Below are 21,164 nucleotides of genomic sequence, written 5' to 3' on the forward strand. Positions count from 1 at the left end.
GTGACGCGCGCCCCATTGTGTTGACGAGCCAAGTAAGGTCGCGGTTACTGGATCGAGGTACGCAGCGGCGTATCTTCGACCGCCACGCTCGATCCCGCAGCATCGGACGCGGTAAAGTCGTAGAGCCATTGGCTATAGGGAAGCCGAAGCAGGACCCGTTTGCCCAGATGGTTTGTCGTCACGTCCTCGCAATCCTTCGCGGGATAGGCCTGCCGGCCGCACATGGCGCGTGGGCTATCGACCAGGCGGTAGCCGTGCCCCTGATGAACCAGCGCCGTCATCGCCCTCAGCTTGAGGGAACCAGGCGGCAGCACCACGAGGCGCAGGCTGGCAACCCAGGTCGCGAGGATCAGGACGACGATGATTGCGGTGGGGATCTGGAGCAACAATTTCATCTGAAATCCTGCAATTAAAGAGAGTAAAATATATCTTTTGCTTATTGGTAGTCGTATATATCCGAAAAGCTGAAGGAAAGTAAAATGCCATCAAAGGTTGATGATTTCCGGCCGGTTACCGCGCCATGCTTGGCTTTCGAGCGTCGGTTTCTAGCGAGGGAATCCGCGACCCGGGCGCGGGTGAGAAGCTCAAGATCGCGCCAAGCGCGCTCGCCTTCACGATTTTGTGCAATGCAAAAATAATGACTTGAATTTGCTGCGTTGCATGATTATTATATGACTTATCGAAGCGCTGCACCTCCTCCCGCGGCGCCCGATGCGGATCGGTGGCACTCCTCCTCCCAGTCGCCGATCAAGTTCGAGAGCCCCGTGTACCTCCTCCCACACGGGGCTCTTTTCATGTCTCGAAGGCAGTCGTGTTTCCCTGCATGTTGCATCTGTCGTGCGCCATTGGCGCCGCGGTGGGTTCTCGCAAGTGTCGGCATGGAGACGATTTAAGGAAACCGGCAGGCGGCGAACCCTGCTACGGCTTCGCCTTATTGTTGTGCTTGGCTATCGCACGACAAAGGAGGGTTGCCATGCAGTTTCGATCCACCGTCCTCGCTCTCGGCGCATTCGCAGCCTTGAACGGCGAGACCCTGGCGCAAGAAGGCGTCGCCTATGTCGACGATCGCTCCGATGGGGCAACCCTCGTCCGCTCTCTCTACAACGCCATCAACCGCAAGGAATATGCCCGCGCCTACGGCTATTTCGGCGAACCGAACCCCGTCGGCGGCTTCAAGTCCTTCACCCGCGGCTATGATCGGACGGTGTCGGTCGAGGTAAGGATCGGCAAGGTGAAGACGGAAGCCGGTGCCGGCAGCATCTATTCCGCGGTCCCGGTTGCGGTGAAATCCATCGAGAGGCGCGCACGGGTCCGGTTCTTCGCCGGCTGCTACGTTACGCGCATCATCAACCCCTCGCTGCAGGTGCCGCCCTTCACGCCCTACCAGATCGAGGCGGCGCGGCTTGAGGAAGTGAAGGGGCCGCTCGAGCAGGCGCTGCCGGCCGTCTGCAACGCGCCCTGAGCCAAGCCGCGCAAAGGCGTCCGCCTTCCGCATTTCGCTGCAATTCCTGCAATCTGAAGCTTACCGCATGTCTCCTTGCGCGACATGCTTTACGGAAGGTCGGTCCCTCCAGGGGGATGGCGTTGTGCCACGAAGCGTGCCCGCTCGAAGACGAGGATCACCACCAACGCCAGGACGAAGGGGATGACCAGGTAGAGCAGGCGGAAGATCGCAAGGGCGGCGAGGACGTCGGCCGGATCCATCTCCGGCAGCGCGGCGATGAAGATCAGCTCGAGCACGCCGATCCCGCCCGGCGCATGCGAGAGCAGTGCCGCCGAGAACGAGGCGAGGAAGATGCCGAGGATGACGACATAGCCCGGGTTTCCGGTTTCCGGCAGCGCGAAATAGATGATCCCGGCAGCGCCGATCAGTTCCACCGGCGCGATCACCAATTGCCGGAAGACGATCTTCGGCTTGGGGTAGTGAAGCTGGAACCAGCGCGTCCGGAACGACGGAAGCCCGACGAGGCTGCCGATGACATAGAGGCCGATGACGACGAGAATGAGCACGCCGGTCGTCAGCGACATTTCCACCGGCAGGAATTCGGCGAAGCGTTCGATGATGTCGGGCCGCACCAGGAGGACGATGGCGGAAAGCACCAACGTGCCGAGCGTGAAGGTGAAGGAGCAGAAGGCGACGAGCACGCCGACTTCACCCGGAGAAAGCCCCTTGGAGCGATAGGCCCGGTAGCGCACGACGGCGCCGGAAAAGACCGATGCACCGAGATTGTGCGACAGCGCGTAGGTCGTGAACGAGCAGAGCGTGATGAACCAGATCGAAATACGGTGACCGAGATGGTCGAGCGCCAGTCGGTCGTAGGCCGCAAGCGCCGCATAGGCGACCAGCGTCGAGCCGATCGCCAACAGCCAGCTCCTGAACGAAATGGCATTGAAGCTCGCGATGAACTCGTCGAGCGAAAGGCCGCGAAGCTCGTGATAAAGCGCATTCACCGAAAAGAGGATCGCCAGAAGGCCGACAACGGGCCAGAAATAGGTTTGCAGCCTCTTCATACCGCTGCCGCGATTGGTGTGGGGATGTGGGCAAGGCGCTCTGAGGACATTTCTGTTGCGGCTGCCGGAGTGGTTCTCCAAGCGGAGACGTTCTGTTTTATGAGCCGCTTTGTCATAGCGTCACGCCCGCAGCGCGACGCTTCGGTCCTTACCCTTGCCAACGATCCGATTTCCCTTTGTGATTTGTTTCACAAAAAGGAAGCACCTGAGACCCCGGAGGTCAAGGATTGAGGGCCTGCCGAAAACGGAGAAACCGCCGGGAAACGGTAGAGGGGAAACGGTAAAACGCCGGCGGGACGGCGAACGAACAGCAGCGCGTGCGCGTCGGCAGGCGGATTGCCCGTTGGGGCTGCATCATCGCGAGTGCGCAACCCTATCGATGAGGCCGCGGCGGATCGTTCCGCCGCGGCTCTGGATCAAGTCGGTTGAGCGGGGATGCGGACGGAAATCCGCGCACATTTAGCGATCCCGCCCTGACCGTCTCAGGCTGCCAGCGCATCCAGGATGCGGATCCAGGAACGAATGCCCTTGTGGTAGGACTGCAGCTCGTACTTCTCGTTCGGCGAATGGATGCGGTCGTCGGAAAGGCCGAAGCCGACCAGCAGCGATTCCATGCCGAGCATCTTCTGGAAGTCGCCGACGATCGGGATCGAGCCACCCATGCCGATAATGACGGCCGGCTTCGGCCATTCGTCGGAAAGTGCCACCTTCGCCGTGTTGAGCAGCGGCGATTCATAAGGCAGGTGGATGGCCGGCGAACCGCCGTGGGCGTGGAACTCGACCGAGCAATCGGCCGGAACCTTGGAGCGGACATAGGCGCGGAACGCTTCGCGGATCTTTTCCGGGTTCTGGTTGCCGACGAGGCGGAAGGAAACCTTCGCCGAAGCCTCTGCCGCAATCACCGTCTTGAAGCCTTCGCCGGTATAGCCGCCGGTGATGCCGTTGACTTCCGCCGTCGGGCGGGCCCAGGTCAGTTCCAACACCGAGCGGTTCTTTTCGCCCGACGGGATCGAGAGGCCGATTTCGCCGAGGAATTTCTCCGCCGTCTGGCCGAGTGTTTCCCAGGCAGCCTTGATTTGGGCCGGGGTCTCTTCGACGCCTTCGTAGAAGCCGGGGAGTGTCACGCGGCTGTTCTCGTCGTGTAGGCCGGCGAGAATGGTCGTGAGGATGCGGATCGGGTTGGCGGCGGCACCGCCGAAGTAACCGGAATGCAGGTCACGGTCGGCCGCCTTGACGATGACCTCTTCGCCGACGAGGCCGCGCAGGCCCGCGGAAATGGCCGGCGTATCACGATCCCACATGCTGGTGTCGCAGACGAGCGCATAGTCGGCCTTGAGTTCGGCGGCATTGGCCTCGAGGAAGGGCTTCAGCGACGGCGAGCCGGACTCCTCTTCGCCCTCGAACAGAATGGTGACGCGGCAGGGCAGGCCGCCATGCACGTCCTTATAGGCGCGCACCGCCTCGACGAAGGTCAAGAGCTGGCCCTTGTCGTCAGCCGTGCCCCGGCCGGTGATCACCTTGCGGCCGGGTTCGATTTCCTTGATGCCTGGCTCGAAAGGATCCGTGTCCCAGAGATTGAGCGGGTCGACCGGCTGGACGTCGTAGTGGCCGTAGAACAGCACGTGCGGCGCATCCGGCTTTGCGCCGTCGTGATGGGCGACGACCATGGGATGGCCGGGGGTGTCGCGCACCGAGGCGGTGAAGCCGAGGCTGTTGAGTTCCGCCACCAGCCATTCGGCCGCCTTGCGGCATTCCGCCTTGAAGGCCGGGTCGGTCGAGATCGACTTGATCCGAACGAGATCGAAAAGCCGGTCGAGGCTCTTCGGCAGGTTGGCGTCTGCGCGTTCGAGAACGGGGGTGATATCTGCCATCATGCATATCCTTGCTTCGTTTGGCCGGAACCTACTGCATGAATCGCCAAATCGAAATCGATTTGCGCACGAAATCACGCGAGCGACATTCTCCTGCATGGTCTCCATTAATCGACTTCGATTTAAGGACAAAGACATGCAGCAAATCAAAGTTCTACAGCGACCTTTGCGCGTCTGATAAGATGTGCGGCGCTGTAGAGCCGCAGCGACCGGCGGGCATTCGACGCTGCGCCTTCAGGCGCGCAAAGCCACCGGAGGTACGCGCTCTGGTTTAGAGCCTAAGGCCATCCTCTTTAAGCCAAATATTTTGATGGATCGATCAGGGAACGGCGCGAGGCGTTAGGCGCGGCCATCGCCACGCGCCACGTTGGCAAGCGCCATGCGCATATATTCGAGCATCAGCTCGCGCTCGAAATTCCTGAGGCCGGAGAGCAGCGACTGGTCGGCGGCAAGGGCTGCTTCCTTGGCTGCGGCCTCCATCTCCTTCGCCCGCTCGGTCAGGAAGATCTGCTGCGAGCGCTTGTCCTGCGGATGCTTGCGGCGGACGATGAGCCCGTCGCGCTCCATGCGGGAGAGCGTGTTGGCCATCGTCGCCTGTTCGATGTCGAGGCGATCAAGCAGTTGCTTCTGCGTCAGGCCTTCTTCGGCCCAAAGCTCCAGCAGAATGGGAAACTGTCCCGGCGCGAACCCGAGCTTCTGGCCGCGCTCGTGCAGGGCGCGCGAAAAGCTCTTCGCCAGCAGGCTGGCCAGATAGGTCGCAGATTCCATCCGATTGAAGGCCATGCCTATCGGTACGCTCGAAGCGCCATGAAGACAAGTTACAATGCAGGCGATGAACCCCACCGCATGTCTCCGTTAATCGACTTCGATTTAAGGACAAAGACATGCAGCAAATCAAAGTGCTACAGCGACCTTTGCGCGTCTGGTACGGCGCCTGCCGCTGTAGGGAAAGCCGGCACTCACCTTGAATTGAGCGGACTTGATCGCAGGAAAGACGCAGGCTGTGGCCGGAAAGCAAAAAACCGTCACGGCGCGGAGGCGGCGCCGTGACGGTTTCCTGAAAACGGGACAAAGGCCCGGAGAGGGGGATAAGGCCTTTGTCCTCATCTGGTGCGGGCGGGGGACAGGCCAATCACCAGAAGACGGCATCACTCGGTGCCGTTGGGTAAGATTTGAGGAGTCAAATGTGGCTTTTCAAGGATAGGCGGCACGAATCGGACATTACAAATACGTAACGTTTCCGTGAAAGTGCGACGCTCTCTCGCCACCCCTTGCGAATGGCGAAATCCGCTTCGCCGGTACAATTGGCGGTAGCGGTTCGACGCCTTGTCTCCGAGACGAGAATGTAGTGTTCGGCGGGAAAACCGCAATGGACCTTTGCCTCACCCCGCGCTATCCATTTGCCCATGAAAAACGGTGATCATCTCTTCCTCGTCGACGGCTCCGGATTCATCTTCCGGGCGTTCCACGCCATCCCGCCGCTCAACCGCAAATCCGATGGCCTCCCGGTCAACGCGGTATCGGGTTTCTGCAACATGTTGTGGAAGCTGCTCACCGACGCGCGCGATACGTCCGTCGGCGTCACGCCAACCCATTTCGCCGTCATCTTCGACTATTCCTCGAAGACGTTCCGCAACGCGCTTTACGATCAGTACAAGGCCAATCGGACTGCGCCGCCGGAAGATCTCATTCCGCAGTTCGGTTTGATCCGTCATGCGACCCGCGCCTTCAACCTGCCTTGCATCGAAAAGGAAGGTTATGAGGCGGACGACCTGATCGCCACCTATGCAAGGCTCGCCGAGCAGGCCGGTGCCGGTGTCACCATCGTCTCCTCCGACAAGGATCTGATGCAGCTCGTGACCCCGAACGTGTCGATGTACGACAGCATGAAGGACAAGCAGATCTCGATCCCCGAGGTCATCGAAAAGTGGGGCGTACCGCCGGAGAAGATGATCGATCTCCAGGCGATGACCGGTGATTCCACCGACAACGTTCCCGGCATACCCGGGATCGGTCCAAAGACGGCGGCGCAGCTGCTGGAAGAATTCGGCGACCTCGATACGCTGCTTGCCCGCGCCGGCGAAATCAAGCAGGCCAAGCGCCGCGAAAACATCATCGCCAATGCCGATCTCGCACGCCTGTCGCGCCAGCTCGTGGAGCTCAAGACCGACACGCCGCTCGATGTTCCGCTGGAAGAGCTGAGCCTGGAGCCGCAAAACGGGCCGAAATTGATCGCCTTCCTCAAGGCGATGGAATTCAACACGCTGACGCGCCGCGTCGCCGCGGCGACGGGCACGGATGCGGACGCCGTCGAAGCCGCCGACGTCCCGGTCGAATGGGGTGCCGAGGCACGGGGGCCCGACCTTGACAAGGGCGAAGCGGTGGCCGGCAGCGAGGCGTCCGCCGCCAAGGCAGCAGCGCGGGGCGAGGCGGCCGAAGCGGCGGCTGTGCTGTCGCGCGCCGGCGAACCGATCGCGACCGATGCGACACCGCAGGCGCTGGCCGCGGCACGGGCGGAAATCTTTGCCAAGGCGCCGTTCGATCACAGTGCCTATGTGACGATCCGCGATGTCGCGGTACTCGACCAGTGGATATCAGCCGCGCGGGAAGCGGGCGTCGTCGGTTTTGACACGGAAACGAACTCCCTTGATGCCATGCAGGCGGATCTCGTCGGCTTCTCGCTGGCGATCGCCGACCATCGGGCGAACCCGACGGGCACCGCCATCCGGGCGGCCTATGTCCCGCTGATCCACAAGACCGGTATCGGCGACCTCCTGGACGGCGGGCTTGCCGAAAATCAGATCCCGGTTGGGGAGGCGCTGAGCCGCTTGAAGCGCCTGCTCGAGGATCCGTCCGTCCTTAAGGTCGCGCAGAACCTGAAATACGATTATCTGGTGATGAAGCGGCACGGCATCACCGTCGAGAGCTTCGACGACACGATGCTGATGTCCTATGTCGCCGATGCCGGCAACGGCACCCATGGCATGGACTCGCTCTCAGAGCGCTGGCTGAACCATAAGCCGATCGCCTACAAGGACATTACCGGTACCGGCAAGTCGTCGCTGACCTTCGACTTCGTCGATATCGACAAGGCAACGGCCTACGCGGCCGAGGATGCGGACGTCACGCTGAGGCTCTGGCACGTCTTGAAGGCGCGGCTGGCCGCCAAGGGGCTGACGCGCGTCTATGAGCGCCTGGAGCGACCGCTGGTCGCGGTGCTCGCGCGCATGGAAGATCGCGGCATCACGATCGATCGCCAGATCCTGTCACGGCTTTCGGGCGAACTGGCGCAAGGGGCGGCAGCGCTGGAGGACGAGATCTACAAGCTCGCCGGCGAAACCTTCACCATCGGTTCGCCGAAGCAGTTGGGCGATATCCTGTTCGGCAAGATGGGCTTTGCCGGCGGGTCGAAGACGAAGACCGGCCAATGGTCGACCTCGGCCCAGGTGCTGGAAGACTTGGCCGCCGAAGGGCATGAATTGCCGCGAAAGATCGTCGACTGGCGGCAGCTGACCAAGCTCAAGTCCACCTACACCGACGCGCTGCCGGGCTTTGTTCATCCCGAGACGAAGCGCGTGCACACGTCCTATGCGCTTGCCGCCACGACGACCGGGCGCCTGTCGTCTTCGGATCCGAACCTGCAGAACATTCCGGTGCGCACCACCGAAGGCCGCAAGATCCGCACGGCTTTTATCGCGACGCCGGGCCATAAGCTCGTCTCCGCCGACTATAGCCAGATCGAACTGCGCGTGCTCGCCCATGTCGCCGACATTCCGCAGCTCCGCCAGGCCTTCGCCGACGGCGTCGACATCCACGCGATGACGGCCTCGGAAATGTTCGGCGTGCCGGTCGAGGGCATGCCGGGCGAAATCCGCCGGCGCGCCAAGGCGATCAACTTCGGCATCATCTACGGCATCTCGGCCTTCGGCCTCGCCAACCAGCTGTCGATCGAACGCTCAGAGGCGAGCGATTACATCAAGCGCTACTTCGAGCGTTTCCCCGGCATTCGCGACTACATGGAGGGCACCAAGGCCTTTGCTCGCGAACACGGTTACGTCGAGACCATCTTCGGCCGCCGCGCGCATTATCCGGACATCCGCTCGTCGATCCCGTCGCATCGTGCCTTCAACGAACGCGCCGCGATCAACGCGCCGATCCAGGGCTCGGCCGCCGACATCATCCGCCGCGCCATGGTGAAGATGGAGCCGGCGCTGACCGAGGCAAAGCTCTCGGCCCGCATGCTGCTGCAGGTGCACGACGAACTGATCTTCGAGGTCGAGGACGCCGAGGTCGAAAAGACCATTCCGATCGTCGTCTCGGTAATGGAAAATGCCGCCATGCCGGCGCTCGACATGAGGGTGCCGCTCAAGGTCGACGCACGGGCCGCGACTAACTGGGACGAGGCGCACTAAAGCAACTCCAGGAAAAGTGCGCAGCGGTTTTCCGTCCGGAGTTGTGAGAAGGAAAAGCAACTCCAGGAAAAGTGCGCAGCGGTTTTCCGTCCGGAGTTGCGATAAGGAAAAGCAACTCCAGGAAAAGTGCGCAGCGGTTTTCCGTCCGGAGTTGCGAGAAGGAAAACCAACTCCAGGAAAAGTGCGCAGCGGTTTTCCGTCCGGAGTTGCGAGAAGGAAAACCAACTCCAGGAAATGCTGAAGCGGCTCTCCATTCGCCATTCCAGTGCATTTCCTGAGGGAATTCCCTCGGGAAGCCTCAAAATCGCCTGCGATGATTCTTGCAGCGCCCGAGGGCATTTAATGCTTTCGGGCGCCTTTCCATCAGGATGATAGAAAGCGCCGGCTGTCGCAGCCGGAACGATTGCCGGCGCGTTCAACTCCTCATAGGCAGCGGTTGGGAAGGGGCTTGAAGCCCCATCCGGAACGGCTGCAATCGGAGGAGATCATGGCGCCGAAGACCTTCATTCTTGTCCTGTCCTGCGACGACAAACCCGGCATTGTCGCGGCCGTCACCACCGAGCTCGCCGGCCTTGGCGCCAATATCGCCGAGAGCAACCAGTTCTGGGATACCAGGACCAACAGCTTCTTCATGCGCATCGCTTTTCAGGTTGCGGCGAGCGTTCAGGCAAGCGATGTCGAGCGGGTGTTGGCCCCGGCCGTCGAGCGTTTCCAGATGCGGACGGTCCTGGCGGACGCCACGGTAAAGCCGAAGATCCTCATGCTCGTCTCCAGGTTCGACCATGCGCTCCTGCACCTGCTCTACCAGATCCGTGTCGGCTGGCTGAACGCGGAAGTCGTCGCCATCGTCTCCAATCATGAGGACAGCCGGCGCACGGCGGAGGCCGAAGGTTTGCCCTATCACTATTGGCCGGTATCGAAAGACAACAAGGCCGAGCAGGAGGAGAGGCTCTTGCGCCTCGTGCAGGAGACTGGCGCCGATCTCGTCATCCTCGCCCGCTACATGCAGGTCTTCTCCGACAATCTGTCGAAGCGCCTCTACGGCAAGGCGATCAACATCCACCATTCCTTCCTGCCGAGCTTCAAGGGCGCCAAGCCCTATCATCAGGCGCATGAGCGCGGGGTGAAGCTGATCGGTGCGACGGCGCATTACGTCACGCCCGACCTCGACGAAGGTCCGATCATCGAGCAGGAAACCGAACGTGTCAGTCATGCGCTGACGGCCGAGGACTTCGTCGCCACCGGCCGCGATATCGAAAGCCGCGTACTCGCACGTGCCGTCAAACTGCACCTGGAGCGGCGCGTCATGCTCAACGGTCACAAGACCGTGGTGTTCAGCTAGAGGGGCTTCGAAAGGCACCCGATTGACCGGTACCCGCATGGGTGCCGGTCAAGTCTGTTATGGGCGCGCGGCAACCGCGGTGGCGGTGACGGCCGGCGCGCGGAAGCTGGCAAAGAGCCGGCTCAAGCCTTCGCGTCCCTCGGCGGTCAGATCGAAGCGGCGGCCGAAAAGCAGCCACTCGGTACAGAGCCCGAGCATCATCCAGTGCAGCGTTCTGGTCGCCGAGGCCGGCGTCCAGGTCTCGTGCATCTGCCCCTTGGCGAGCGCGCGGGAGAAAGCGAGTTCCAAGAGGACATTGTGGCGCTCGTCGAGCTCTTTCTGGCGGGTCAGGACCTCGCTCATGTCGCCATCGTAATTGGTGCGCAGCATGATCGTGAGAATGCGCTGACGCTGTTCGTCGGCGGCGAGAGCATCCAGCCAGTCGCCCATGGCGCCTTCGAGGATGGAAAGCGTATCGGCCGCCTCCGCTTCGATTTCGCGGGCGATCATGTCTTCCTGCGGCAGGGGCACGGCATCGTGCAGCGCGAGGAACAGGTCCGTCTTGTTGGCAAAGTGCCAGTAGATGGCACCCCGCGTCACGCCCGCAGCCCTGGCGATTTCTTCGAGCGTCGTGTTCGAGACGCCCTTTTCGTAGAAGACGCGCTCGGCGGCGCAGAGGATCTTCTGCCGGGTTACTTCTGCGTCGGCTTTTGTTCGGCGCATTCATTCCTCCTCATCAGACGGCCCGCCGACAGTGATGTTCGGCGGGCCGTCTACTGCATGTTTCCTTAATCGTCTCCGATTTAAGGACAAAAACATGCAGCATTTCCAAGTGCTACAGCGACCTTTGCGCGTCTGAGTAAGACGCGCGGCGCTGTAGTGTCATCTTACTCGGCGGGCGTCGGGTTTTCTGCGGCTGTCGGTGTGTTTTCCACCTTCTTTCGTCCGAAGATCTTCGTGACGAACACGAAGAAGACCGGAACGAAGAAGATGGCGAGCACCGTTGCCGAGATCATCCCGCCCATGACGCCCGTGCCGATGGCGCGCTGGCTGCCGGAGCTGGCGCCCGTGGCGATCGCGAGCGGCAGAACGCCGAGCGTGAAGGCCAGCGACGTCATCAGGATCGGCCGGAAGCGAAGATGTGCCGCCTCCAGCGTCGCGTCGATCAGCGACTTGCCCTGCTCGCGCAGTTCCTTCGCGAACTCGATGATCAGGATCGCGTTCTTCGCCGAAAGGCCGATGATCGCGATCAGACCCACCTTGAAGTACACGTCGTTCGGCATGTCGCGCATGGTGACCGCCAGCACGGCGCCGATGACGCCAAGCGGAACGACCATGATCACAGCAACCGGGATCGACCAGCTCTCGTAGAGCGCCGCGAGGCACAGGAACACCAGGAGGCACGAGAGCGCGATCAAGAGAGGCGCCTGGGTGCCGGACTGGATTTCCTGCAGCGACTGCCCCGTCCATTCGTAGCCGAAGCCGGCCGGAAGCTGTCCTGCGAGACGCTGCATCTCGGCGATCGCGTCACCGGACGAATAGCCGGGTGCCGCCTCGCCGCTGATGCGGACCGAGGGATAGCCGTTATAGCCGATCGTCTGCGTCGACGCCTTGACCCATTCCACCGTCGCGAAGGCCGATAGCGGCACCATGCCGCCATTGGCATTGCGGACGTTGAGGTTCAGGAGGTCGGCGGTCTGCATGCGCTGACCTTCGTCCGCCTGCACCGTCACCCGCTGCATGCGCCCGGCATTGGGGAAGTCGTTGACGTAGGACGAGCCGAGGTTGGTTGAGATCGTCGAGTTGATGTCGGCGAAGGTCACGCCGAAGGTGTTGGCCTTCTCGCGGTCGATGGTGACGCTGACCTGAGCTGCATCCGGCATGCCCTCGAAGCGGACGCCCGCGAGCACCTTGCTTTCGGCTGCCATGCCGAGCAGCTGGTCGCGCGCCTGCGACAGCGCCGTCTGGCCGAGACCGCCGCGGTCCTGCAGGCGGAACGAGAAGCCGCCCGTGGTGCCGAGGCCCTGGATCGCCGGCGGCGATAGCGCGAAGCTGATCGCGTCCTTGATCTGGCTCATCGCCATCGTCGCCCGCATGGCGATCGACTGCGCGGCGTTGTTGGCGTCACGTTCCTTCCAGTCCTTGAGCGTTACGAAGGCGAGCGCCGCGTTCTGGCCGGTGCCGAAGAAGGAGAAGCCGTTGATCGCGATGATGCGTTCGACAGACGGTTCCTGGCCGAAGATCTTCTCCGCCTGCTCCACCACCTCGGTCGTGCGGTTGCCGGTCGCTTCCGACGGCAGCTGCATCATGACGATCACGAAGCCCTGGTCTTCGTCCGGCAGGAACGACGACGGCAGCTTCATGAACAGCCAGCCGAGGCCGGCGAGCACCGCGACATAGACGATCATGTAGCGGCCGGTCCGGTGCACCAGGCGCTTCACGATGCCGCTATAGCCGTGCGAGGTCTTGTCGAAGCTGCGGTTGAACCAGCCGAAGAAGCCGCGCTTGGCGTGGTGATGGCCCTTCGGCACCTGCTTCAGGAAGCTAGCGCAGAGCGCCGGCGTCAGCGATAGCGCGAGAAGCGCCGAGAACAGGATCGAGACGACCATCGTCAGCGAGAACTGGCGATAGATCACGCCGACGGCGCCCGGGAAGAAGGCCATCGGAATGAACACCGAGGCCAGCACCAGCGTGATGCCGATGACGGCGCCGGTGATCTGCCTCATCGCCTTGCGGGTCGCTTCCTTCGGCGTCAGCCCTTCCTCGGACATGATGCGCTCGACGTTTTCGACGACGATGATCGCATCGTCGACGAGGATGCCGATCGCCAGCACCATGCCGAACATGGTCAGAACGTTGATCGAGAAGCCCATCGCCAGCATCACGGCGCAGGTGCCGAGCAGGGCGACCGGCACGACGAGCGTCGGGATGATGGTGTAGCGGATGTTCTGCAGGAACAGGAACATCACGATGAACACCAGCGCGACCGCTTCGACGAGCGTTGAAAGCACCTTCTCGATCGAAACGGCGACGAAGGGCGAGGTGTCATAGGGAACCGAATATTCGAGGCCCTGCGGGAAGAACCTCGCCAGTTCGTCCATGCGTGCCTTGATGGCCGCCGAGGTCGACATGGCGTTGCCGCTCGGCGAGAGCTGGACGGCGATCGCCGCAGAGGGCTTGCCGTTCAGCCGCGTCGAGAAGGCGTAGCTTTCGCCGCCGATCTCGATGCGGGCGACGTCGCGCAGGCGGACGGACGAACCGTCCGGATTGGCGCGAAGCACGATCGCGCCGAACTCTTCCGCGCTTTCCAGCTGGCCCTTGACGACGACGGGCGCGCTGATCTGCTGGGTGATCGGATTCGGCTGTGCGCCGATCGAGCCGGAGGCGATCTGGGCGTTCTGCGCCGTGATCGCAGCCGTCACATCGGCAGCCGTCAGGTTGAGACCCAGCATCTTGTCCGGATCGAGCCAGACTCGCATCGAGCGCTCGGTGGCGAAAAGCTGCGCACGGCCGACGCCGGGCACACGCTGGATTTCGCTCAGAACGTTGCGGCTCAGGTAATCGCCGAGGCCGATGGCGTCCATCGAGCCGTCGGTCGAGGTCAGGGCCACGATCATCAGGAAGCCGGAGCCGGCCTCATCGACCTGGACGCCCTGGCGCTTGACCGAATCGGGCAGGCGCGGCTCGACGCGGCGAACGCGGTTCTGGATGTCGACCGCCGCCTGTCCCGGATCGGTGCCGGGCGCGAAGGTGGCGCTGATTTCGACGGAGCCGGAGGCGCTCGAGGTCGATTCGAAGTAGAGCAGGCCTTCGACGCCGTTGAGCTCGTCTTCGATCAGTCGGGTGACGCTCTGATAGGTGTCCTGCGACGAGGCGCCAGGGTAACTCGTGTTGATGGAGATCTGCGGCGGCGCGACGTCGGGATATTGCGATACCGGCAGAAGCGGGATCGCAATGACGCCGGCGACCATGATGAAGATCGCCACCACCCAGGCAAAAATAGGCCTGTCGATGAAAAAGCTAGGCATCAATCAAACTCACTTTGTAACTTCGGCAGGCTTCTCGTCGGCAGATGCCGTCGTCTGCGCCGCTTCGGCGGTCGGCTTGGCCTCCGGGTTCCAGTCCGTCGGCTCGACCGGTGCGCCGGGGCCGATTTTCTGGAAGCCTTCGACGATGACCTTCTCGCCGGCCTTGAGGCCGGCGGTCACCTGCCAGCGGGTGCCGATCGTGCGGCCGAGCGTCACGTTGCGGAACTCGACCTTGTTGTCGGCGCCTACGACATAGACCTGCGACTGGCCGGCATTGTTGCGCTGGACGGCCTGCTGCGGAACGGTGATCGCGTCCTTCTCGACGCCCTGCTGCACGAGCACGCGGACATACATGCCTGGAAGCAGGTCGTTGTCGGGGTTCGGGAACTCACCGCGCAGCGTCACCTGGCCGGTCGTCGCATCGACGGCCGCTTCGGAGAACAGGAGCTTGCCCTTGTGCTCGTAGGCCGTGCCGTCGTCGAGCACGAGCTGCACTTCGGCTTCCTCGTCGTCGCCGCTCATCATCTTGCCGTCCTCGAGCGCCTTGCGCAGGCGAATGAGGTCGGTCGCCGACTGGGTGAAGTCGGCATAGAGCGGATCGAGCTGCTGGATCGTCGCGAGATTTTCCGAGCTGTTGGTGCTGACGAGGGCGCCTTCGGTGATCAGCGCACGGCCGATGCGGCCGCTGATCGGTGCCGTCACGTCGGCATATTGCAGGTCGAGCTTGGCTGCGGCGAGGCCAGCTTCGGCGATCGCAACATCGGCGTCGGCGGTGGCGAGCAGGGCGGCCGCATCGTCGAACTGCTGCGCGGCGACGACATTCGCCTTCTTCAGCTGCTCCTGGCGGTCGGCCTTCTGCTGAGCCTGGACGCGGATGGATTGGGCGCGCCGCAGCGTTGCCTCTGCCTTTTCGACCTGCACGCGGAAGGGAGCCGGATCGATGCGGTAGAGCACGTCGCCTGCATTGACCTTGGAGCCCTGCTGGAAGACGCGCTCGACGACGATGCCGGAGACGCGCGGGCGGACCTCGGCGACCCGGGTCGCGGCGATGCGGCCGGGCAGCTCGTTGGTGATCGGCAGTGTTTCGGCCTTGGTCGTGAAGACCGCGACGGCGGACGGTGGGAATGCGGCAGCGCCCTGTTGTGCTTCCTCTTTCTGGCAGCCGGAAAGAAGAATCACAGTTGCCAAGGCGGCGGCCAGTGTCGGTCGGTTCATGCGCATAGCGATGTCCATATTCGGTGACCGCAGGCAACAGGTGCATCTCGCAAGGTGCCCGTGCGGTCCGGAAGTGAAGGGGAGCGGAACCGGTATCAGGTTCGGCAAATACCGGAAAGCTAATATACAAACACAAATGTATGTTAATTCGCGATGCAGTGCAACAGCGCGAGGCGGGGCATGGAGTCAAAAAAATAATTCAGCCGCCACAGGGATTTAGCTCCTGTGGCGGCTGATTTTCACGTAGCTGTGATGGGGCGCCGGCCCCAAAATGGATCAGGCGAGAACGCGGTCGTCGTCGCCGAAACGATGCATGCTGCCGACCATCGGCGTCGCATAGACGATGTCGTCAGGTGCGTAGCGATGCTCGCCGAAGAGGCGGACGGTGATGGTGCCGGCCTGTTCGGAATCGATGTAGACGATCGTGTCGGCGCCGAGGTGCTCGACGTGGATCACCTTGCCCTTCCAGTCGCCGCTCTCGCGCGAAAGCGCCATGTGCTCGGGCCGGATGCCGATCGTCTTGGCGCCGGCGTCGCCGAGCCGCGCGCCCTCGATGAAGTTCATCTGCGGCGAGCCGATGAAGCCGGCGACGAAGACGTTGGCGGGGCGGTTGTAGAGATCCATCGGCGAGCCGATCTGCTCGATCTTGCCGGCGTTCAGCACGACGATCTTGTCGGCGAGCGTCATCGCCTCCACCTGGTCGTGGGTCACGTAGATCATCGTTGCCTTGAGGCTGCGATGCAGCCTTGCGATCTCGAGCCGGGTGTTGACGCGCAGTGCCGCATCGAGGTTGGAAAGCGGCTCGTCGAACAGGAAGAGCTTCGGTTCGCGCACGATCGCGCGGCCGATCGCGACGCGCTGGCGCTGGCCGCCTGAAAGCTCGGCCGGGCGCCGGGCAAGATAGGGGTCCAGAGACAGCATGCTCGCCGCTTTGCCGACCTTGTTGTCGATCTCGGCCTTCGGAGCGCCGGCCTGCTTCAGGCCGAGCCCCATATTGTCCTTCACCGTCAGGTGCGGATAGAGCGCATAGGACTGGAACACCATGGCGATGCCGCGTTTGGCCGGTGCCACGTGTCCGACTTCGGTGCCGTCGATCTGGACGCTGCCGGAGGTCGCGTCTTCGAGACCGGCAATGGTGCGCAGCAAGGTCGACTTGCCACAGCCGGACGGGCCGACGAAGATGACGAACTCGCCGTCCTTCACCTCGAGGTCGATGCCCTTCAGCACCTCATGGCTACCATAGGCCTTGCGGATGGATTTGAGTTGAAGCGATCCCACCTGGTTGCCCCCTTAGAGTTTGACTGGTCTGCCGGTGCGTACGCTTTCATCTGCGGCGAGGCAGATGCGCAGCGACTGGACGGCATCGTTCATGTGACGGTCGAGGTTGATGTCTTCGCGAATGGCCTTCAGCACATAGGCCTGCTCGCGGTCGCAGAGTTCCTGGTGGCCGGGCTCGCCGTCCATCTTCAGATCCTCGTCAGTCTTGAGGAACCGCCCGTCCGGGCCGGTTTCGGCGCTGTGCAGGCGGATCACCGCGGTCTTGGTGTGCATGTCGATGTCGTCGGACTTCGCATTCTGGTCCATGACGATCGACACCGATCCGTTCGGCGACATCACGTCCTTCACGAAGAAGGCCGTTTCCGAGATCATCGGGCCCCAGGCGGCCTCGTACCAGCCGGCCGAACCGTCCTCGAAGATCACCTGCAGATGGCCGTAATTGTACATGTCGGGCGCGATCTCGTCGGAGAGGCGAAGCCCCATGCCGCGCACTTCCACCGGCTTGGCGTCGGTGATCTGGCACATGATGTCGACATAGTGCACGCCGCAATCGACGATCGGCGACGTCGTCTTCATCAGCGCCTTGTGCGTCTCCCAGGTCGGGCCGCTCGACTGCTGATTCAGGTTCATGCGGAAGACGTACGGACCGCCGAGCTTGCGCGCTTCGGCAATCAGCCGGATCCACGAGGGGTGATGGCGCAGGATGTAGCCAATCACCAGCTTGCGGCCGTGTTTCTTCGCAGCCGCGACGACGCGCTCGGCATCGGCAACCGTAGTTGCAAGCGGCTTCTCGACGAAAACGTCGGCACCGGCTTCGAAGGCCATGACCGCAAAATCGGCATGGCTGTCCGAATAGGTGCAGATCGAGCAGAGATCCGGTTTCAGCTCGGCAAGCGCCGTCTTGAAATCCGGATGAATCTCATAGCCGCGGAGCTCCTCCGGCAGCGGCACCTTCGAGCGGTTGACGAGGCCGACGATCTCGAAGCCGGGATTGTTGTGATAGGCGAGCGCATGGCTGCGCCCCATGTTGCCGAGTCCTGCGACGAGGACCCGGACCGGTTTGCTGCTGGCGCTCACTTGACTGCTCCTGCCGTGATGCCGCGGATCAGTTGCCGCGAGAAGATGACGTAGAGAACGAGGACCGGAAGGATGGCGAGCGAGAGCGCTGCCAGCACTGCGTTCCAGTTGGTGACGAACTGGCCGATGAAGATCTGCGAGCCGAGCGTCACCGTCTTGGTCGCTTCCGCCGGCGCCAGGATCAGCGGGAACCAGAGGTCGTTCCAGATCGGGATCATCGTGAAGACTGCAACCGTCGCCATGGCCGGTCGCACCAGCGGCAGCACCAGGCGGAAGAAGATCGAGTACTCCGACAGTCCGTCGATGCGCCCGGCGTTCTTGAGATCATCCGAAACCGTTCGCATGAACTCCGAGAGAATGAAGATCGCGAGCGGCAAGCCTTGCGCCGTATAGACCAGGATCAGCGCTGTCAGCGTGTTGACCAGGTTGGCGGCGACCATGCCCTGGAGAATGGCGACGGTGCCGAGCCGGATCGGGATCATGATGCCGATCGCGAGATAGAGACCCATCACCGTGTTGCCGCGGAAGCGATATTCCGACAGTGCGAAGGCGGCCATCGCGCCGAAGAGCAGCACCAGCGCGATCGAGACGACCGTGACGATGAAGCTGTTCTGGAAATAGGTGGCGAAATCCCCTTGGCCGAGAACGGTTTCATATCCGATCAGGCTGAAGGTCTGCGGCGTCGGGATCGTCAGCGGCGCCCGGAAGATCGCGTTGCGATCCTTGAACGAGTTGATGATCGTCAGGAACACCGGAAACAGCGACACAAGCGTGTAGGCGATCAGCGCCACATGCACGAAGCCGGTGCGGAAGATGGAATTGCGTGCTTTCGACATCTCCGATCTCCTCAGAACTGGTAGCGGCGCATGCGGCGCTGGATGACGAAGAGGTAGAGCGAGACGCCGGCGAGGATGATCAGGAACATCACCGTGGCGATCGTCGCGCCCATGGAGCGGTCACCGAGCTGGAGCTGGAAACCGAAGAAGGTGCGGTAGAGGAGCGTGCCGAGGATGTCGGTCGATCCATCGGGGCCGGCAAGCGCCCCCTGGACCGTGTAGACCAGGTCGAAGGCGTTGAAGTTGCCGACGAAGGTCAGGATCGAGATGATGCCGATGGCCGGCAGGATCAGCGGCAGCTTGATCTTCCAGAACTGGCTCCAGCCGGTGACGCCGTCGCATTCGGCGGCCTCGATCACCTCATCCGGAATGTTGAGCAGGGCCGCGTAGATCAGCATCATCGGAATACCGACATACTGCCAGACCGAGATCAGCGACACGGCGATGAGCGCCGAACCGGGTTTGCCGAGCCAGGGCGCAAACAGCGACTTCAGGCCGACGAGATCGAGCATCCAGGGCGACACGCCCCAGATCGGCGACAGGATCAGCTTCCAGATGAAGCCGACGATCACGAAGGACAGGAGCGTCGGCAGGAAGATTGCCGTGCGGTAGAAGGTGACGAAGCGCAGTTTCGGGATCGACAGCATCGCGGCGAGCGCGACACCGATCGGGTTCTGGACGCACATGTGGATGATGAAGAAGATGACGTTGTTCTTCAGCGCGTTCCAGAAGTCGTGGGCCCAGCGCTCGTCGCCGAACAATGTCTGGAAGTTGGCGAGCCCGACGAAGGCCGGCTGGCCGTCCACCGTGTTGAACAGCGACAGCCGGAGTGTTTCGATCAGCGGCAGGATCATGACCGCCGAGTAGATCAGGAAGGCCGGTAGCAGGAAAACGAGGATGTGCCAGCGCTTCGGCCGCCTTGCGGTCGGCTGTCCGTCTTGCACTGAAAGAGCGTCACTCATTGGTCCATCCGTTTCTAGAAGACCGGTCCCCAGACAATCACGATGCGCACCGACGCCACACGGCCGGTCTCGCCGTGTGCCATCTGCCCGTTTTGGGCTTCATGACGAAGGTTAAGTCTATCGCGTTCTTTTGCAAACGACTGCGTCGGTGGCCTCCCAAGAAGGGAGGCCTGTGACGCTTCGGCTGGGGGAGTGCCTCATGCGGCATGCCGCCCCGCCCGGCCTTGCTGCAAATGTCACAAGGACAAACATGCAGCCTTCAAAATGCTACGGCGACCATTCTGCGTCCGGAAGGACACGGAGGGGCATGCCGTAGGGCCGACCCTCCCCCGAAGGGGAGGGAACCTGTTGCGCTTACGTCTTACTTCGCCGGCTTGTACCAGCCGTCGAGGCCCTTCTGCAGCTTCTCGGCAGCAACCTCCGGCGTATCCGTGCCGTTGATCACATTGGCCGATTCGACCCAGGTTTCATTTTCCAGGTTCGGCGTGCCGCGCGACAGGATCTGGTAGGTCGAACGGATCGTCGGCTTGCACTTTTCACGCCAGGAGACGAATTCCTGAGCGAGCGGATCGGCCATCTTTACCGGCTGCGAATTCAGGCTGAAGAAGCCCGGCAGCGCGTTGGCGTAGATTTCGGCAAACTCGGGCGAAGCGACCCAGGTCAGGAAGGTCTTGGCCTGTTCGGCGTGTGCGCTCTTGGCATTGAGGCCGATGCCGATGTCGTTGTGGTCCGAGATGTAGCAGGTGTCGCCGGCGTTTTTGACCGGCGGCGGGAAGGCGCCCATCTTGAACTGTGCCTGGGTGTTGAACAGGCCGATCTCCCAGGAGCCGGCCGGATAGATCGCGGCACGGCCGAGCGTGAAGAGGTTCTGGCTGTCCGGATAGGTCTGGGCTTCGAAGCCGTCGCCGAGGTAGTCCTTCCACTTGGCAAGGACGCGATAGGGCTCGACCCACGGCTCGTCGGTCAGCTTCTGTTCGCCCTTGATCAGGGCAGCGCGGCCCTCTTCACCCTTCCAATAGGTCGGGCCGATGTTCTGGTAGCCCATAGTTGCGGCTTCCCAGAGGTCCTTGGTGCCCATCGCCATCGGGATGTAGTTGCCGTCGGCCTTGATCTTGTCGAGCGCGGCGAAGAATTCGGCTTCGGTCGTCGGGACCTGAATGCCGAGCTGGTCGAAGGCGTCCTTGTTGTAGATGAAGCCGTGGATGACCGAAGCCATCGGCACGCAGAAGGTCGTCTTGCCATCGTCGGTGGTCCAGGCGGACTTGGCGACCGGCGAGAAGTTCTCCATGCCCGGCAGCGCGGTCAGGTCGGTGAGATGCTTCTTGTTGAAGAGCTCGAGCGAGGCGTCGAACGGGCGGCAGGTGATGAGGTCGCCTGCAGATCCGGCGTCGAGCTTGGCGTTCAGCGCCGCGTTGTATTCGGTCGGCGCCGTCGGGGCGAACTTGATCTTGATGCCCGGGTTCTTCGCTTCGAAGGCCGGGATCAGCTTTTCCTGCCAGATCGCCAGGTCGTCGTTGCGCCAGCTTTCGATCGTCAGCGTCACGTCCTCGGCGTGCGCCAGACCGGCCGTGCCGAGAATGCTCGAAGCGAGCAGCAGGCCTTTGATTGTTGTACGGGTCATGCAGGTTCTCCCTTTTTATAGGCGCCGCTTTG

General features: G+C 62.4%; 15 protein-coding genes. 3 read left to right on the forward strand and 12 right to left on the reverse strand.

What is annotated here, in order from left to right:
* Window positions 1-44: 44 nt before the first annotated feature.
* Complete coding sequence (locus tag AC1Z3V_RS17780) at window positions 45-395, reverse strand: hypothetical protein (RefSeq protein WP_483500748.1); 351 nt, start codon at window positions 393-395, stop codon at window positions 45-47.
* A gap of 578 nt (window positions 396-973) precedes the next feature.
* Between AC1Z3V_RS17780 and AC1Z3V_RS17785 the strand changes: the two genes are divergently transcribed.
* Complete coding sequence (locus tag AC1Z3V_RS17785) at window positions 974-1,462, forward strand: hypothetical protein (protein WP_483500749.1); 489 nt, start codon at window positions 974-976, stop codon at window positions 1,460-1,462.
* Between the two features lie 89 nt (window positions 1,463-1,551).
* Here the strand turns inward: AC1Z3V_RS17785 and AC1Z3V_RS17790 are convergent, their stop codons facing one another.
* The 3 genes from AC1Z3V_RS17790 to AC1Z3V_RS17800 form a co-directional block, all read right to left on the reverse strand.
* Window positions 1,552-2,511: a lysylphosphatidylglycerol synthase transmembrane domain-containing protein gene (locus AC1Z3V_RS17790; protein WP_429810658.1), complete on the reverse strand. Its 960-nt coding sequence runs from the start codon at window positions 2,509-2,511 to the stop codon at window positions 1,552-1,554.
* Window positions 2,512-2,993: 482 nt separating this feature from the next.
* Complete coding sequence (locus tag AC1Z3V_RS17795; protein ID WP_483500751.1) at window positions 2,994-4,385, reverse strand: M20/M25/M40 family metallo-hydrolase; 1,392 nt, start codon at window positions 4,383-4,385, stop codon at window positions 2,994-2,996.
* Window positions 4,386-4,721: 336 nt separating this feature from the next.
* Complete coding sequence (locus AC1Z3V_RS17800) at window positions 4,722-5,165, reverse strand: MarR family winged helix-turn-helix transcriptional regulator (protein WP_483500753.1); 444 nt, start codon at window positions 5,163-5,165, stop codon at window positions 4,722-4,724.
* 623 nt (window positions 5,166-5,788) lie between these two features.
* On the opposite strand from AC1Z3V_RS17800, the gene polA reads away from it, so the two are divergent.
* Together polA and purU are read left to right on the forward strand one after the other, a co-directional pair.
* Window positions 5,789-8,794, forward strand: a complete 3,006-nt coding sequence (gene polA, locus AC1Z3V_RS17805) for a DNA polymerase I (RefSeq protein WP_483500755.1) — start codon at window positions 5,789-5,791, stop codon at window positions 8,792-8,794.
* 487 nt (window positions 8,795-9,281) lie between these two features.
* Window positions 9,282-10,136: a formyltetrahydrofolate deformylase gene (gene purU, locus AC1Z3V_RS17810; RefSeq protein WP_483504108.1), complete on the forward strand. Its 855-nt coding sequence runs from the start codon at window positions 9,282-9,284 to the stop codon at window positions 10,134-10,136.
* A 57-nt stretch (window positions 10,137-10,193) separates the two neighbouring features.
* Here the strand turns inward: purU and AC1Z3V_RS17815 are convergent, their stop codons facing one another.
* The 8 genes from AC1Z3V_RS17815 to AC1Z3V_RS17850 form a co-directional block, all read right to left on the reverse strand.
* Window positions 10,194-10,838 carry a TetR family transcriptional regulator gene (locus AC1Z3V_RS17815; RefSeq protein ID WP_429810666.1) on the reverse strand — a complete coding sequence of 215 codons (645 nt, stop codon included), beginning with the start codon at window positions 10,836-10,838 and terminating at the stop codon, window positions 10,194-10,196.
* A 164-nt stretch (window positions 10,839-11,002) separates the two neighbouring features.
* On the reverse strand, window positions 11,003-14,143 hold the full coding sequence (locus tag AC1Z3V_RS17820; protein WP_483500757.1) for a multidrug efflux RND transporter permease subunit: 3,141 nt from the start codon (window positions 14,141-14,143) through the stop codon (window positions 11,003-11,005).
* Between the two features lie 9 nt (window positions 14,144-14,152).
* Window positions 14,153-15,364 carry an efflux RND transporter periplasmic adaptor subunit gene (locus AC1Z3V_RS17825; RefSeq protein ID WP_483500759.1) on the reverse strand — a complete coding sequence of 404 codons (1,212 nt, stop codon included), beginning with the start codon at window positions 15,362-15,364 and terminating at the stop codon, window positions 14,153-14,155.
* 270 nt (window positions 15,365-15,634) lie between these two features.
* A complete protein-coding gene (locus tag AC1Z3V_RS17830; protein ID WP_429810672.1) occupies window positions 15,635-16,636 on the reverse strand; it encodes an ABC transporter ATP-binding protein in 1,002 nt (333 codons plus the stop codon).
* A gap of 12 nt (window positions 16,637-16,648) precedes the next feature.
* Window positions 16,649-17,713 (reverse strand): Gfo/Idh/MocA family protein, encoded by a 1,065-nt coding sequence (locus AC1Z3V_RS17835; RefSeq protein WP_483500761.1) that lies wholly within the window; start codon window positions 17,711-17,713, stop codon window positions 16,649-16,651.
* Entirely contained in the window at window positions 17,710-18,549 is an 840-nt protein-coding gene (locus AC1Z3V_RS17840; protein ID WP_429810676.1) for a carbohydrate ABC transporter permease, read from the reverse strand. Before AC1Z3V_RS17840 ends, AC1Z3V_RS17835 begins: the two co-directional genes overlap by 4 nt.
* 11 nt (window positions 18,550-18,560) lie before the next feature.
* Window positions 18,561-19,511 (reverse strand): carbohydrate ABC transporter permease, encoded by a 951-nt coding sequence (locus AC1Z3V_RS17845; protein WP_429810678.1) that lies wholly within the window; start codon window positions 19,509-19,511, stop codon window positions 18,561-18,563.
* A 361-nt stretch (window positions 19,512-19,872) separates the two neighbouring features.
* Window positions 19,873-21,132 (reverse strand): ABC transporter substrate-binding protein, encoded by a 1,260-nt coding sequence (locus AC1Z3V_RS17850; RefSeq protein ID WP_483500763.1) that lies wholly within the window; start codon window positions 21,130-21,132, stop codon window positions 19,873-19,875.
* Window positions 21,133-21,164: the final 32 nt, after the last annotated feature.

The sequence above is a fragment of the Ensifer sp. 38_S197 genome, assembly GCF_056924495.1.